The sequence below is a fragment of the Chthoniobacter sp. genome, from assembly GCF_040003245.1.
GTDB lineage: Bacteria > Verrucomicrobiota > Verrucomicrobiia > Chthoniobacterales > Chthoniobacteraceae > Chthoniobacter.
In genome coordinates this window covers 1-15,466 of the sequence record NZ_JBDUCX010000023.1, presented here as the reverse complement: position 1 = coordinate 15,466, position 15,466 = coordinate 1, and the positions used below count along the sequence as shown (strand labels likewise).

The following is a 15,466-nucleotide window of genomic DNA, read 5'->3' as shown; positions in this document are numbered from 1 at the left end:
CGACTTTACCGTCGAGAGAGGTCCACCGAGCTCGCTATTTCAATCCCCGTGCAAACTCCCCGATCACCGCCGGATAAAGCTCGTGCTCGGCATTTTGAATGCGCGCGTGCAATTCCTCCGGCGTATCGCTCGGAAAAATCGGCACACGACTTTGCGCCAGCACCTCACCGGTATCCATGCCCGTATCGACGTAGTGCACCGTGCATCCCGTCTCGGTCGCCCCGGCGACCAGCGCTTGCTTCCAAGCCTCGAGACCGGGAAATGCCGGTAGCAGCGACGGATGAATATTGATGATCCGCCGCGGGAAGGCGTCGAGCAGCGGAGCCTTGATCATGCGCATCCACCCCGCCAGCACCACTAGTTCCACTCCAGCCTCGCGCAGCAGCGTCAAGATACGCTCTTCTGCCTCGGGTTCGAGTTTCGTCTTGAATTTTCCCGGGGCAACAAACTCCGCCCGCATCTTGCGCTCCCGCGCCAGCGAGAGAATCCCCGCAGTCTCCACGTCGCTGATCACAACGCCGACTTCCGCATCGAGCGCGCCGACCTTGATCGCATCCGCGATCGAGCGAAAATTCGAGCCTTTGCCCGAGCCCAGAATACCCAGCTTTAGCTTTGCCATTTTTCGATGATGCTGGTGGTCGATTTACCCGGCACGAGCGGGAGGATGCGGATCTCCGCGCCGACCGCCTCCAGGGCGCCGCGCTCCCCGGGGTCGAGGCTCTCCACGGTATAGTCGCCCCCCTTCGCATAAATTTGCGGGCGGATCATGCGGACGAGATCCGTGACCCGTTCGCTGTGAAAAATCGTCAGTCCATCCACACACCCGAGCGCGCCCAGAACCTCGGCGCGGTCCTGCTCGTTGTTGATCGGCCGCGTCGGGCCTTTCAACGCCCGCACGCTCGCGTCGCCATTCACCGCCACGAGCAACGCATCTCCCAGCGCGCGCGCGGCTTGCAGATAGCGCACATGCCCGACGTGCAACAGGTCGAAGCACCCATTGGTAAACACCAGCCGTTTCCCCGCGGCGGCGAATTCGTCGCGCAGGGCGGCCAGTTGCTCGGGCGTGTGCAATTTCGGGGTCATGCGGGGCGCACGATAACGGCGGCGCTTTCCCCGTAGCCAGCGCAAATCCGCGTGTGCTAGGTTGCGCGACCTATGCACGACCCCCGTTTCGACAAACTGGCTCACGGCCTCGTCAATTTTTCCACCAAGCTCGGCAAAGGCGAGAAAGTCCTGATCGATGCTTTCGACATCCCGCCGGAGATGTCCGTCGCGCTGATCCGCGCCGCACGCGCCGCGGGCGCCGTCCCTCTCGTGCAGGTGCACCAGTCCCGCATCTCCCGCGAAATGGCGCTCGGCGCCCAGGAAGAGCAACTTGAAGTCACCTCCACCATCCAGCTCGCGCAGATGAAAAAGATGGACGCCTACATCGCCGTGCGCGGTGGGGACAACATCACCGAGCTCTCGGATGTGCCGCCGGAGAAGATGAAGCTCCTCTCGAAAAAGATGAAGCCGGTGCTCGACTGGCGCGTGAAGAAGACCCGCTGGTGTGTGCTGCGCTGGCCGTCGCCCAGCATGGCGCAGAGCGCGGGCATGAGCACCGAGGCGTTCGAGAAATTCTTCTTCGATGTCTGCACGCTCAATTACGCCAAGATGCAGCCCGGCATGAAGGCCCTGAAGGCGGCGATGGAAGAAACCGACCACGTTGAGATCAAAGGCCCCGGCACCGACCTGCGCTTTTCCATCAAGGGCATCAAGGCCGTCCCTTGCGGCGGCACGCACAACATCCCCGATGGCGAAGTCTTCACCGCGCCCGTGCGCAACTCCGTGCAAGGCGTCGTGACCTACAACGCGCCGACCATCTACCAGGGCACCGCTTTCGATAGCGTGCGCCTGGAATTCAAGGACGGCAAAATCGTCAACGCCACGGCCAACAATACCGAGAAGCTCAACGCTATTCTCGATAGTGATGCCGGCGCGCGTTACATCGGCGAATTCGCCATCGGCTTCAATCCCTACATCCTGCAACCGATGCGCGACATTCTCTTCGACGAGAAGATCAACGGCTCCTTTCACTTCACGCCCGGCCAATGCTACGAGGAAACGGAGAATGGCAATCGCTCGCAGGTCCACTGGGATCTCGTGAACATCCAGCGCGAAGACTACGGCGGCGGCATGATCCTGTTCGACGGCAAGCTCATCCGCGAAAATGGCCGGTTCATTCCCAAGCCGCTCCAGGCCTTGAATCCCGAGCGCCTGAAGTAAGTCGCGCCGCCCGCATCCCCCATGAACGCACCGCGCTTTGCGTCCGCGATGCTGGCCTTGCTCATGGGCGTATCGATCGTGCCGTCGCACGCGGAGGAATCCAGCTCGTGGCTCGCGGAGCTGCTGAATCCCGAGCTGCGGCGCATCGTGCAACAGCGCACGGCTTACGAACGCGAGCTCTCCAAGCTCGGCACGCCGGTCGTGGGGCTCACCGCGGAGCAACTCGGTTATCAGCACCCGCGGCTCGATGCGCCCCCGCTCAATCCCGGCTGGGTGCAGGTCGATCTGCGCTCCACGCAACCGATCGATTGGATCGCCCTCGTCCCCGCGCAGCTCGACTTTCAATCCGTCGATCGCACCGCCTACGGTTTCCCTAAGCGCTTTCGTGTCGACGTTTCCGACGATCGCGAATTCATCACCTTCACCACCGTCGCGAATTTCACGGAGTCCGATTTTCCCGATCCCGGCGTCGCGCCCGTGGCAGTGAAACTCGCGGGACAAAATGCGCGCTACGTTCGCGTCACCGTCACTAAATTCGCGCTCGAGAATGGCCAGTATTTCTTCGCGCTCTCCGAGCTCATGATCCTCTCCGGCAATCGCAACATTGCCATCAACCGCCCGGTCAGTGTCTCGGGCCGCTATGAATTGCCGCCGCGCTGGTCGCAGCAATATCTCGTCGACGGCCGCACCCCGCTCGGCCCGCCGATCCGCCGCGAACTGCTCAGCTACGACGGCCTTTTCGCCGACATGCCACGCGACAATTCACCCGCCGTCATGCAGGTCGACCTCGGGCGTACCTTCGAGTTGCAAGAAGTGCGCCTGCACCCCGTCCACGCGCGCATCGGCGCCGACGTGCCAGGCTTCGCCTTTCCGAAAGCCTTCCGCATCGAAGCCAGCGCCGACGCCAAATTCACCACACCAGTCACCCTCTTCGAGAGCCTCGATTTTTCCAACCCGGGCAACAACCCCGTCACGCTGCCCGTCAGCGGCCAGGCGCGCGCCGTGCGGGTCGTCTTTCTCAGCCCTTCCACCAGCGGCCCGCAACGGCGCTTCGGACTCTCGGAACTCGAAGTCTACGCCGGTGGCGTGAACGTCGCGCGCCAGGGCACCGTCACCGCCACGCCGGACATCACCAACTTGCTGAGTAGAAACTGGCCGCGCTCCCTGCTCATCGACGGCTTCACCAGCTACGGCCAGTTGATGGAATTGCCCGACTGGCTGGCCATGTGGACGCGCCGTCGCGAATTGCAAAGCGATCTCGCCACGCTGGCCTTGCGCAGCGCCGCCCAAGGCCAGCGCAGCCTCGATCGCGGGCTGCGCGTCCTCGGCCTCATCGCCGCGGCGCTGGCGCTCGGCGCGTTTGTCCTTTCGATCCGCTCGCGGCAGCGCCGCAAAAACGAAATCGAGGAACTACGCATGCGCCTCGCCCGCGACTTGCACGATGAAATCGGCAGCAACCTCGCGAGCCTCGCTGTCACCGGGGAACTCGCCGCGGAAAACGCCGCCGACGACACGCGCGAAGATTGGCGCGAAGTCCAGCGTGTGAGCCGCGAGAGCATGGAAGCCATGCGCGAAGTACTCTGGGTGCTCGGCGCGCGCGAAGAAGCCGGCCTCGACCTCGCCACCCGTCTCCAGCGCACCGCCCAGCGTATGCTCGCCCGGCAGACGATCCACTGGCAGGCCCCGCCGGAGAATCCGCCGACCGACTGGCCTGCGGAGGCCCGCCGCGAAGTCTTTCTCTTCTTCAAGGAAACCCTCGCCAACATCGTCCGCCACTCGCGCGCCAAGCACGTCGAACTCCGCGCCCAGATCGAAAACCGCGAATTCATCCTTACCATCCACGACGACGGCGTCGGCTTCGACCCCACCCACGTCCGCGAAGGCATCGGTCTCAAAAACATGCGCGAACGCGCCCGCGACCTGGATGGTCAGGTCAGCATCGTTTCTTCGCCCGAGGCCGGAACCACCATCTCCCTTCGCGCGCCCGTCTGAACTCTCCGTCCCGTCGCTCTCGATGGACATTCAGGTTACGAGTATGCGTAAGATCAAGTGTGTCACCCGGGAGCTTCTCGAAAATGGGGTGACATTCGTGCCTCAATGCGCGACCTGTAAAACAATCGCCCATGCCACACGTCTGGATCGTAGAAGATAATGCCGCCTTTCGCCGCGCCGCCACGCGCGCCCTGTCCTCGCGCAGTACTTTCTGCGGCGTGCGCGCCTTCGAGCGTTGCGAAGACGCCCTCGAAGCCCTGCCCACAGCCGATCCCAAGCCCGAAGTCATCCTCCTCGATGTCGGCCTGCCCGGCATGGATGGCCTGCAAGGCATCCGCGAATTCAAAGCCGTGCTCCCCGATTGCGCCATGCTCGTCCTCACCGTCTTCGAGGACGACGACAAGATTTTCCGCGCCATCCTCGCCGGCGCGTCCGGCTACCTGCTGAAGTCCGAGCCCATGGCCCGCGTCGCCGAAGCCATCGAGCAAGCCCTCGCCGGCGGTTCGCCCATGAACCCTCGCGTCGCCCGCCGCGTGCTCGACATGTTTTCCAAGCTCAACCCCGAGAAGAAAGATTACGGCCTCACCGAACGCGAAACCGCCGTCCTCGAACTCATGGTCGAAGGCCTCGGCAAAAAGCAAATCGCCGACCGCCTCGACTTGAACCAGCACACCACCGATTACGTGATGCGCTGCATTTACAAAAAGCTTCACGTCAACGGCATGACCGCCGCCGTCTCCATCGCGCTGAAGGAAGGTCTGATCGCGCGGTAGGGAGGCTGCGCCGTTACGCGCTCTCGTAAATTGCGCCCCACCCCCGAGCGCCCCAAGATGCGCGCGATGCTTCGCCGTCGCCTCCCCCACTACGCTCCCATCCTGATCTGGCTCGCCGCCAGCGCCTTGGGGCATGCCGCCAACTCGGGGACCGTCGACTTCAATCGCGACATCCAGCCGATCCTCTCGGAAAACTGCTACCACTGCCACGGCCCCGACGAGCACGCCCGCAAGGCCAAGCTGCGGCTCGACCGCAAGGAATGCGCTTACGGCAAAAACGAAGATGGCCGCTCCATCGTCGCCCCCGGCAAGCCCGACGATAGCGAGCTGATCTCGCGCATCTTCAGTACCGACAAGGACGAAGTGATGCCGACGCCGAAGTCGAATCGTAAGCTCACCGATGCGCAACGTACGCTGCTCAAGAAATGGGTCGAGCAAGGCGCACCTTGGGCGGAACACTGGGCCTTCATTGCGCCGAAGAAAGGCGAAGTTCCCAAGCCCGACCCCGCGCTCGGCACCGTGCGCAACGTGATCGATGCTTTCGTGCTCGATCATCTCGCCGCGGAAAAACTCCAGCAAGCGCCCGAGGCCGACAAAGCGCGCCTGCTCCGCCGCGTTACGCTCGACCTCACCGGCCTGCCGCCGACCCCGCAGGAACTCGACGCCTTTCTCGCGGACCCATCTCCAGACGCCTACGAAAAGAACGTCGACCGCCTGCTCGCCTCCCCGCGCTACGGCGAGCGCATGGTGTGGGAATGGCTCGACGCCGCGCGCTACGCCGACACCAACGGCTACCAGGGCGACCCCACGCGCGCCATGTGGTACTGGCGTGACTGGGTCATCAAGGCGCTGAACGACAACAAGCCGTTCGACCAGTTCACCGTCGAGCAACTGGCCGGCGATCTTCTGCCCGAGCCCACGCGCGACCAGCTTATCGCCACCGGTTTTCACCGCAATCACATGATCAACGGCGAGGGCGGCCGCATCCCCGAGGAGTCGCGCGTGGATTACGTCATGGACCGCGTCGAGACCACCGGCACCGTGTGGATGGGACTCACCTTCAATTGCTGCCGCTGCCACGACCACAAGTTCGACCCGATCAAGCAGCGCGAATACTACCAGCTCAGCGCCTACTTCAATTCCATCGAGGAGACCGGCGGCAACGACGCGGGCGGCTACGCCAAGCCGATCATCAGCCTCGCCACGCCCGAGCAACAGGCGAAGACGGACGCGGCCAAACTCGTCGAGACCGAGGCCAACAAGGAGCGCGATCAACTTCAGAAAGATCTGCTCAAGCAGCAGACCGCGTGGGAACAATCAATCCGCAGCGACAACGCGAAATTAGCCGAGGTCGAATGGCAGACCCTCGTCCCCAGCGAAGCCTCCAGCGAAAAAGGCGCGACCCTCACCAAACAGCCCGACGGCTCCATCCTTGTCAGCGGCACCAATCCCGACACCGACGATTTCATCATCATCGCCAGTACCGCGCTCCGCGGCCCGACCGCCGTCCGACTCGAGGTGCTGCCCGATGATTCCCTCGCCAGCAGCGGTCCCGGCCGCGCGCCCAATGGCAGTTGGGTCATGACCGAATTCAAGATGCTCGGCGAAGGCAAACCAGTGGAACTGGTGCCCGCCCGCGCGGATTTCGAACAGCCCGGCTGGCCGCTGGCCAATGCGCTCGACGGCAAGGACGACACTGGCTGGGGCACCTGGCCGCAAGTGGGCAAGACGCATGAGGCGATCTTCGAAATGAAGACGCCCTTCCGGCCACGGTCGTCGTTCGATTTCCGCCAGGATGTGCTCATGTCCTTCCGGCTCCAGTTCCGGTCGAAGTTCAAGCAGCACACCATCGGCAAATTCCGCCTCTCGATCACCAACTCGCCGACCGTCCTGCTGCGCCCTGTTCCCGACGACGTGAAGGCCGCCGTCGCCATTGACGCCGCCCAGCGCAACGACCCGCAAAAGAAAGTGATCGCCGATTTCTACCTGGCCAGCGAGCCGCGCCTCATCGACGCGAAGAAGAAAGCCGACGAAGCCAAGGCCGCCCGGGAAAAAGTGGAGCGCGAAGCGCCGCGCACCATGGTCATGCACGACCGCGCGCAGCCGCGCGAAACCTTCATCCTCGTCAAGGGCGCCTACGACAAATACGCCGACAAGGTCGGCTTCGGCACGCCCGCGGTGCTGCCACCGTTGCCCGCCGACGCTCCCGAAAACCGCCTCGCCCTCGCCCGCTGGCTCGTCTCGCCTGAACACCCGCTCACCGCCCGCGTGACCGTGAATCGTTACTGGCAGATGTTCTTCGGGCGCGGGATGGTGAAGACCACCGAGGACTTCGGCGTGCAGGGCGAGAAGCCCACCCATCCCGAGCTCTTCGACTGGCTGGCGCGCGAGTTCATCGACAGCGGCTGGGACGTGAAACACGTGATGCGCCTCATCGTCACCAGCGCCACCTACCGGCAGTCGTCCATCGTGCCGCCCGGCATGGCCGAGCGCGATCCGGAAAACAAGCTGCTCGCCCGCGGCCCGCGCTTCCGCATCCCGAGTTGGATGCTGCGCGACCAGGCGCTCGCCGCTTCTGGCCTGCTCGTCGATAAGCTCGGCGGCCCGCCGGTGAAAGTCTATCAACCGCTCAACATCTGGGAGGACGCGACCTTCGGGCAGATCAAGTTCACGCAAGACCACGGCGAAGCGCTCTACCGCCGCAGCCTCTACATCTTCTGGCGGCGCATCGTCGCGCCCACCATGTTCTTCGACGTGGCCAACCGCCAGCAATGCACCGTGAAAGCCGGCCGCACCAACACGCCGCTGCACGCGCTGGTCACGATGAACGACGTCACCTACGTCGAAGCCGCCCGCGCCCTCGGCGAGCGCATGCTCAAGCAAGGCGGCAGCGACGACTCCAAGCGCCTCGCCTACGGCTTCCGCCTCTGCACGTCGCGCCTGCCCACGGAGAAGGAAGCGGCGCTGCTCGCCGCCTCGCTCGCCCGCTTCCGCCAGCAATACTCCACGGACGAAGAGGCGGCGAAAAAGCTCATCGTCGCCGGCGAATCCAAGCCCGACCCCAATCTCCCCGCCCCCGAGCTCGCCGCCCATACCAGCCTCGCCATGCTGCTGCTCAATCTCGACGAGACTCTTACGAAGGAATAGCCGCCCCCGCGGTTAACCCTGCATGCGCCTTTCACGGTTCCTCCCCATTCTGCTGCTCTGCCATTGCGTCTTCGCGAGCGTTTGCCACGCCGAAGACACGAAGGGTAAATTCATCCTCACCGTCCTCAACATCCCCGATGTCCAGCGCGGCGCCGGCCTGGCCATCGTCCTGCAAATGCCCGGCGGGCAGACCTGGCTCTACGATACAGGCTCCGGCTACCCCGCCGAACAAGGCTGGGCCGGTGACTTCAACACGGGGCGCGATCTCATCGTGCCCTTCCTGAAAGAGCGCGGCATCACCGAGCTGGAAGGCGTCCTCATCAGCCACGCCCACTACGATCACTTCGGCGGTCTCATCTGGTTGAAGGACAATTTTCCGGTGAAGCACCTCATCGATTCCGGCTATGAATTTCCCGGCATCAGCAGCCCGAATTATTCCGGCGAACTGCGCCACTATTCCCTCCTGCGCGATGAATTCAAAAAGCGCGGCATCTACCGCGAGGCACACGCCGGCGATCAACTCCTGCTCGACGATCAACTCCAGATCGAAGTGCTCGCGCCACCGAAAGGATTCTTCGCCAACCCCGAGGGCGCCGTGCGCGCCCCGAACGACCCGCCCGCGCACTACCTCGTCAACTCCAACTCCCTCGGCATCCGCATCCAGCACGGCAGCGTCGTCTTCTACCTTCCCGGCGACATTCAGAGCGAAGACATCGATATGAGCCTGTTGCCCTCGCTCGACCTGGCGAAGATCAAATGCAACGTCCTCATCGCCCCGGGGCATGGCATCCACGGCTCGGTCAAGTTTGCCGAGGCCACGCACCCCGAAGTCTCCATCGCCAGCGCCTTCCCCCGCTACGCCCGCGGCCTCAAGAGCACGCCGGAGTTGCGGGCCGTCGGCGCCAAGACCTACGTCACCGGCCTGAACGGCTGGGTCCGCGTGACATCGGATGGGAAGACCTACACCACCGAAGCCGAACACCCAGATGCGAAGTGATCGCGAACTATAAACGCGCGATCAACGGCAGAGGTGCTCCCACCCCTTACGTCACGCAATCCCGTAACTAGCCTTCCCGCACGGTGATGATTAACTCCCCACCAGCCACCCGTTCATGACCCCCGTCCAGCAACGCGCCGCCTACCTCACCCGCCGCCAGTTCTTCTCGAAGACGGCCACGGGCATCGGTGGCCTCGCCCTGGCTGACCTCATGACCCGCGACGGCCTGGGAGCGATCGCGACGGGCGCAAACCCCGGCCACCGCGTCGGCGGCCTCGAAGGCCTCCCCCATTTTCCACCCAAGGCCAAGCACGTCATCTACCTGCTCCAGAATGGCGGGCCGCCCCATCTCGACACGTTCGACTACAAGCCACAGATGGACCAGTTCCGCGGACAGGAAATCCCCGCCTCCATTCTCGGCGACAAGCGTTTCTCCACGATGACGCAAAACGTGAAGCAGAAGCTCGTGCTGCCGCATTTCACCGGCTTCCAGCAGCACGGCAGCAGCGGCGCGTGGGTCTGCGATTTCATGCCGCACACGGCGGGGATCGTGGACGACCTGTGCTTCATCAAGTCGATGCATACTGGCGCCGTGAATCACGCGCCCGCCATCTCCTTTTTCCTCACCGGCGCCGAGCAACCCGGCCGCCCCAGCATGGGCGCCTGGGCCACTTACGGCCTCGGCACCGATAGCGACGACGTCCCTGGCTTCGTCGTCATGACCTCCCGCGACAAGGAAGCGTCCTGCGGACAAATCTTCTACGACTTCTATTGGAGCTCCGGCTTCCTGCCGTCGAAATTCCAGGGCGTGCGTTTCCGCGGCAGTGGCGACCCGGTTCTGTATCTCTCGAACCCCGACGGCATGTCGCGCGAAGTGCGCCGCGGCCTGCTCGACGACCTCGCCAAGCTCAACGAGCAGCACTACGCGGAATTTGCCGACCCGGAAATTCAGACGCGTATCACCCAGTACGAGATGGCCTACAAGATGCAGGCCAGCGTCCCCGATCTCATCGACTTCAAGCAGGAGTCGCCCGAAACCTTGGAAATGTACGGCCCCGATGTCATGCGCCAGGGCAGCTTCGCCTACAACTGCCTCATGGCCCGACGCCTCGTGGAGCGCGGCGTGCGTTTCGTGCAGTGCTTCCACGCCGGCTGGGACCATCACAACAATCTCTCCACGCAATTCCAGATCCAGTGCCGCGACACCGACCAACCCAGCGCCGCACTCGTCAAGGATCTAAAGCAACGCGGCCTGCTTGAGGACACGCTCGTCATCTGGGGTGGTGAATTTGGCCGCACGCCATTCATCCAGGGCGACATCAACGACACCAAACGCTGGGGCCGCGATCATCACCCCTACGCCTTCACCGTCTGGATGGCCGGCGCCGGGGTGAAGCCCGGCATCAGCTACGGCGAGTCCGATGACTTCGCCTTCAACGTCGTCAAAGACCCTGTCGATGTGCACGACTTCCAGGCCACCGTCATGCATCTGTTAGGCATCGACCACGAACGCCTCACCTTCCGCTTCCAAGGCCGCCAATTCCGGCTGACGGACGTGCACGGCAAGGTAGTAGAAGCCGTCCTCGCGTAGCGCGAGCGCCAAAAAAAGCCCGTCATCCTGAGCTTGCGAAGGACCTCTGAGTTCGCTCTGGCATCTTGCACACTGCCGTCGTCACAAGCGCAGCGTAGTCCTTCTGCCAGACGGGTGAGGAAAGGCAGATATCAGAGGTGCTTCGCAAGCTCAGCATGACGGGCGTGTTTTTTCGCTCCCGCCACGGGCCCCCGATCACTCCCACGCACACAGCGACTCGACGTAAGCCGCCGATCCATCCCGCAGCCACCCGTCAAGCTGCGCCTGGTCCTTGAGCTGCTGCCCGCGCCGCCGCGGGACGACCACAAAACGCGAATCGATCTCCGGCAACGCCGACATATCGCCCCACAGCTTTTCAAACTGGGTCACCGGAAAAATGTCCTCCTGCCCATGTCCCCAGCGCTTCTTCACGTCCTTCAGCGTCACATACGTCGGCATCTTCGCCGCGAGGTTGCGAATCGCGGTGGTAATCTTCTCCTCCGCATTCGCCTCCGACGCAAAGTCGGCACGGGTGAGACCAAAGGCTTCCAGCAACCGGTCAAGATCGATCCACGTGGTCAGCGTGTTGTAGTAGGTCAGCGCAAACTCCGCTTCCTCGCGCGGCATAGCCAGGCCTTCGACGAGCCGGGGCCGTCCATTCACCCGGGCCAGCCCACCGCCACGATCTTCCAGCCGTCGCGTGATGACCTCGAAAGTCAGCGCCGCCCCGCCGCCCAGATGCTGCCCGAGCAAAACGGGATCCACATCCGCGCCGAGCGTGTCGATGTTATGCAGCAGGAGCGTCTTCAATTGCGGCCGCTGCGCGAGCAGCTGCGCCAGCGTGCCGTTGCGAAACAGATTCGGGACCTCAAACCAATGGCCCACCGGATGCAAACATTGCAGCGGCAGATTGTCCGTGTAATCGCTGGCCTCACCCGCCCCGCGCGCCCAACCGATCAGCGCCGTGCGCAGACTCTCCCGCACCTTCTGCTGCTGCTCGTCGAGCATCTGCTGCGGCATCTCCTCCCACGCAAAGCGCAGATCGCGCTCCGTCGGCACCATGCGCAACCCGACGCTCTTGCCTCGCGAGAGCAGGAGCGGGCCTTCATAAGCATAGTCGGCATGCGCCGCCAGAAACGAGGCCGTGGGCTCGTGCGTGAGATAGCTCGTGGTGAAAATGTGCGGCAAGTTCGCGCCCGCGAGCCGCGAGATGCGGCGCGACTTGGCGAGATGCGTCTCCAGAAAGGTGCGATGCCGCCCGCCCAGTTTGGCAAAAGGATGCAAGGCCTTGACGACACCCGCGCCCTGCGTCCAGCGCGAGCCGGCACCCGCGGCCAGGCTCACCACCGCGACCTCGCCATTTTGCAACGCTGCCAATCCACGCGCTTTCCAGTCCGCATCCTGTTTGCCCGCGAGGTCCACCACATCCTCCGCGCGCACGTCTTCGATCACGGCATTCGCCGGGAGTCGGTTCTGTGCCAGGCCGATCCGCCCCTCTCGCAGGTGCGCGCGAATTTGCTCATGCTGCCTCGCGTCGAAGCCATTCATCTCCAGCAACCCGGCCAGCGACTCGTTCGTCGCGTCCGACTTCCCCCGCGGGAGCATCGCGTCAAATAACGTCTGCACCATGCCACGCAGCTCCGGCCGCGTGCGGCAGGCCAGGCCGAATTTATCGAGTTCCGCCCGCCGCAACGAGGAGAGCGTCCGCTGGTCCTGGCGCAGCAGTTCCGGCACGGTCAGCGCGTAATAGCCCGAGGGCATGAGCCCATTCGTGCCGACGAGCAGGTCCGCAAAGGTACCGTTCTCATTGATCGCAAAATCATAGACCACCGGCTCCATCGCGAAAGGCAGCGCGTGCTGCAACTCCTGTTTCGTCGCACTCATGATCTCCTGCAGACGCTGCTGCGCCTCGCTCTTGCGCGCCGGGGCAAAGATGAAGCCCATGCCGCCGCCGCTCATGCCACCGAGCATCCAGAATCCCCAAAAGTCCGCGCCGAATTCCGCGCGCACCTGCTCGATGAGCCGCTCGGTGTAATAGGTCGAGGCCCACGGGATGATTGCCTGGATCGGGCCTTGAAAATTACGCGTCGTCACCGCGCCCACCCGGGCGATATCGCCATCGCGCAACGCATCGAGCACTTGCGCGAGGATACCCAGCGCCTCCTGCCGCCCCTGCCACTCGGGACCCGAGCGCAGCAGATACTTCTCCGTCACCATCTCGAGAATGGGACCGACATTCTGCGCCATGCCCCCGTGCACCAGCACGAGTGAATCCTGCAAAAGCTGGCGGGACTCTGCGGAAATCTCGTCCCGCTCGAAAACGTGATGCGAAGGCATGAGCCTTCCGCGCGAGATGCCATGCTCCGGATCACCCGCTTCCGCCACCACGCCCTGGATCAACTTGATGCCCGGCCAGACGCCACCCGAGTCCTGCCAGCCACCGCCGCTACCGCCAATCCATTCGCCGAGCAATGCCCGGGCGAGGACCAACCGGCGTTCGCTTTCCCGCAGCGGCCCAGTCAGCGACTCCGCCTGTCCGGTCGCCCTCATCAGCACACCGATCAACGCCGCGAGCAGGTTGGTGGAAACGGCCAGGCGCGAACCTTTCGGAATGTCATTCACCGAGGAAACCAGCTCGAGCCCGCGGCCCGGCCCGAGCATCTCCGCCAGCAAATCGGCGAGGCTTTGCCCCGAGCCTTCGATCCCTGGCGGCACGAGCCCCGAGGCGATTACCGCCGCTTTCAGCAAACCCAGATAGTCTTTCGCAAAATCAAACACTTCCGCCAGATCCGAGATATCCGCGCGCGCCCCGAGATCGACGCTCACCAGCCGCAACACCGGCTCCTCGATGACCCGCAACCACGCGCTCACCGGCGGCTGCGTCGTCGTATCACGACCGTGGACGCCGAGGTCGACCGACACGTTCAGCACCTTCGCGCCTTCGGGGTAATCCATCCCGAGAAAGAAGATGTCGCTCCAGGCCGAGTGCGTGAGATCCATCCGCACCGGCGTGCGCTCGCGCAGGATCGGCAGCGAACCATCCGCCGCCTTGGTCAGCATCTCGCGCCGCACGCGTAAGGGCTGGTCCTTCGGATGCCCCATGCGAAACATCCATTGATTGCCACGCACCGTGCGCACGCTGCGCCGGACCTGATCCGCGAGCGTCTGGAAGGCGAGGCGATGATACGCCGCGGCCAGCGCACTGCTCAGCGCGTCGCTGGGCCCATCGGCCTTTTGCCCGGCGGAGAAGATCTCGATCGCTTCTTCAAACCGCCGCTGGAGCAACTGCTCGTAACCGTGAAAGGGAATCTGCCCACCGGACTTCAGCTCCGCGCGTTCCGGCAGATGGAAGCGATGGATGGCGTAGAGGAAGAATAGCGCGCGCACGCGTTCGTAGAGGTTATCGCTCTGCCGCCGAAAGGCATCGAGCGCCGCGCACTCCGCCAGCAACGCGGCAAAGGAAGCCGCCCGGCAAATCGCGTCGAGCGAACGGTTGCGCACTGCGTCGTCGCGCGAGCTGATGATTTCGATGAGGCCGAGAGACATCGTGCGATCAGTTCGTCGCCAGCAATTCCACCAGGCCGCGCAACACTTCATCGCGGTCGCGGCCGGAAAGCGCGAGCGCGAGTTGCGCGGTGAGCAGGCCGTACTTAACGCCGAAGTCGTAACGGCGCCCGGCGAGCTCCGCAGCGAGGTAGCGTTCGTTTTCGGCCAGCCGGGCGAGCGCGGTGCGGAAATTGACGGTTTCGTTTTCCGCAAACAGCTCGCCGAGGATGCGCTGCACCGCCGGGGTCAGCACGTGCATGCCGAAAAAGCAGAGATAATAGCCCGCGCGCAGGCCGGGGACGTCGAGCTTTTGCTCCGCCTCGGTGGGTGTCGGCTTTTCGAGCACGGCCTCGACTTGATACAAATGTTGGGCCGCATTCACGAGCTGGCCACCGACCGCTCCGTAGTAGGGCAGCTTGCTTTCATGCGTCGATTGCACCGCGGAGACCGCGCAATTCTCCGTGCGCGCGATCTCCACAAGCTGTTGCGCGCAGCCCTTGTCCGTGGCGCTGAGATAAAGATGATCGCCCACGAGCAGCAGAAACGGATCGCCTTCGCAAAACTCCGCCGCCGAGAGGATGGCGTGCGCGTAGCCGCGCGGTTGCTGTTGCTCAATGAAGGTCAGCCGATTCGCCAGCCCACCGGCCGCCACGCGATAGGCTTCCTCATCGCCGGGACTGATCACTACCCCGATCTTCTCGATCCCCGCCGAGAGGATTTCCTCGATGATGATGGCGAGCGCCGTCTTCGTCACCCCGTCGCGGTCCACGAGCGACTGCAGCGGCAGCGTGCGTTGATTTTTGCCGGCAGCGGTGATGAGGGCCTTGCGGATGTCCATGGGAAGGACGGGCAGGATTCCGAAAATAGCGGGGAGCGTCAACGCAGCTTAAAGAGGCAGGCCGTTCTCCATTCCCGACGAAATATTTCGCAATGCGGCCCATGGAGCCAATGGAGCAATGCACTTTTTGAGCCTAGGTGGGCTACAATGCGCGCATGAACTGGACAACCCGGACTGCCCCCGATTCCAAGGAATGCCACGGCGACCCACCTCCGAAGGGGAGCGAACTGGGCCACCCACGAGGTCCGGGTTCCTTTCTGGGCAATTTTCAATTCCCGAACGGATTTAAGGTGCCTTAACCCGGATATTTCACGCTTTGAAATTCTCGCGTCGGCAGC

At 63.6% G+C, this 15,466-nt stretch carries 10 protein-coding genes; 6 read left to right on the top strand and 4 right to left on the bottom strand.

Going from position 1 to position 15,466, the window contains the following annotated elements; translation table 11 throughout:
• Positions 1 to 34: 34 nt before the first annotated feature.
• Positions 35 to 619 carry a phosphoribosylglycinamide formyltransferase gene (gene purN, locus ABJF10_RS04795; protein ID WP_348543385.1) on the bottom strand — a complete coding sequence of 195 codons (585 nt, stop codon included), beginning with the start codon at positions 617 to 619 and terminating at the stop codon, positions 35 to 37.
• Positions 607 to 1,083, bottom strand: a complete 477-nt coding sequence (locus tag ABJF10_RS04790; RefSeq protein ID WP_348543384.1) for an adenylyltransferase/cytidyltransferase family protein — start codon at positions 1,081 to 1,083, stop codon at positions 607 to 609. The genes purN and ABJF10_RS04790 overlap by 13 nt, the downstream gene beginning before the upstream one ends.
• A gap of 72 nt (positions 1,084 to 1,155) precedes the next feature.
• On the opposite strand from ABJF10_RS04790, the gene ABJF10_RS04785 reads away from it, so the two are divergent.
• From ABJF10_RS04785 to ABJF10_RS04760, 6 genes are all read left to right on the top strand, one after another.
• The gene (locus ABJF10_RS04785; RefSeq protein ID WP_348543383.1) at positions 1,156 to 2,265 is read left to right on the top strand and encodes an aminopeptidase; all 1,110 of its coding nucleotides are present in this window, start codon (positions 1,156 to 1,158) and stop codon (positions 2,263 to 2,265) included.
• A 21-nt stretch (positions 2,266 to 2,286) separates the two neighbouring features.
• Positions 2,287 to 4,257, top strand: a complete 1,971-nt coding sequence (locus tag ABJF10_RS04780; protein ID WP_348543382.1) for a discoidin domain-containing protein — start codon at positions 2,287 to 2,289, stop codon at positions 4,255 to 4,257.
• Between the two features lie 131 nt (positions 4,258 to 4,388).
• The gene (locus ABJF10_RS04775) at positions 4,389 to 5,030 is read left to right on the top strand and encodes a response regulator transcription factor (RefSeq protein WP_348543381.1); all 642 of its coding nucleotides are present in this window, start codon (positions 4,389 to 4,391) and stop codon (positions 5,028 to 5,030) included.
• Positions 5,031 to 5,096: 66 nt separating this feature from the next.
• Positions 5,097 to 8,177: a PSD1 and planctomycete cytochrome C domain-containing protein gene (locus ABJF10_RS04770; protein WP_348543380.1), complete on the top strand. Its 3,081-nt coding sequence runs from the start codon at positions 5,097 to 5,099 to the stop codon at positions 8,175 to 8,177.
• A 22-nt stretch (positions 8,178 to 8,199) separates the two neighbouring features.
• Entirely contained in the window at positions 8,200 to 9,174 is a 975-nt protein-coding gene (locus ABJF10_RS04765; protein WP_348543379.1) for an MBL fold metallo-hydrolase, read from the top strand.
• Positions 9,175 to 9,289: 115 nt separating this feature from the next.
• On the top strand, positions 9,290 to 10,765 hold the full coding sequence (locus tag ABJF10_RS04760; RefSeq protein ID WP_348543378.1) for a DUF1501 domain-containing protein: 1,476 nt from the start codon (positions 9,290 to 9,292) through the stop codon (positions 10,763 to 10,765).
• A gap of 195 nt (positions 10,766 to 10,960) precedes the next feature.
• Here ABJF10_RS04760 and ABJF10_RS04755 read toward each other — a convergent pair whose 3' ends face one another.
• Positions 10,961 to 14,290: a UTP--glucose-1-phosphate uridylyltransferase gene (locus ABJF10_RS04755; protein WP_348543377.1), complete on the bottom strand. Its 3,330-nt coding sequence runs from the start codon at positions 14,288 to 14,290 to the stop codon at positions 10,961 to 10,963.
• Between the two features lie 7 nt (positions 14,291 to 14,297).
• Positions 14,298 to 15,128 carry a sugar phosphate nucleotidyltransferase gene (locus tag ABJF10_RS04750; RefSeq protein WP_348543376.1) on the bottom strand — a complete coding sequence of 277 codons (831 nt, stop codon included), beginning with the start codon at positions 15,126 to 15,128 and terminating at the stop codon, positions 14,298 to 14,300.
• Positions 15,129 to 15,466: the final 338 nt, after the last annotated feature.

Excerpts from the sequence above, each read along its gene's own strand:
- purN (WP_348543385.1), bottom strand. The coding sequence starts at position 619 with ATGGCAAAGCTAAAGCTGGGTATTCTGGGCTCGGGCAAAGGCTCGAAT.
- ABJF10_RS04790 (WP_348543384.1), bottom strand. The coding sequence starts at position 1,083 with ATGACCCCGAAATTGCACACGCCCGAGCAACTGGCCGCCCTGCGCGAC.
- ABJF10_RS04785 (WP_348543383.1), top strand. The coding sequence starts at position 1,156 with ATGCACGACCCCCGTTTCGACAAACTGGCTCACGGCCTCGTCAATTTT.
- ABJF10_RS04780 (WP_348543382.1), top strand. The coding sequence starts at position 2,287 with ATGAACGCACCGCGCTTTGCGTCCGCGATGCTGGCCTTGCTCATGGGC.
- ABJF10_RS04775 (WP_348543381.1), top strand. The coding sequence starts at position 4,389 with ATGCCACACGTCTGGATCGTAGAAGATAATGCCGCCTTTCGCCGCGCC.
- ABJF10_RS04770 (WP_348543380.1), top strand. The coding sequence starts at position 5,097 with ATGCTTCGCCGTCGCCTCCCCCACTACGCTCCCATCCTGATCTGGCTC.
- ABJF10_RS04765 (WP_348543379.1), top strand. The coding sequence starts at position 8,200 with ATGCGCCTTTCACGGTTCCTCCCCATTCTGCTGCTCTGCCATTGCGTC.
- ABJF10_RS04760 (WP_348543378.1), top strand. The coding sequence starts at position 9,290 with ATGACCCCCGTCCAGCAACGCGCCGCCTACCTCACCCGCCGCCAGTTC.
- ABJF10_RS04755 (WP_348543377.1), bottom strand. The coding sequence starts at position 14,290 with ATGTCTCTCGGCCTCATCGAAATCATCAGCTCGCGCGACGACGCAGTG.
- ABJF10_RS04750 (WP_348543376.1), bottom strand. The coding sequence starts at position 15,128 with ATGGACATCCGCAAGGCCCTCATCACCGCTGCCGGCAAAAATCAACGC.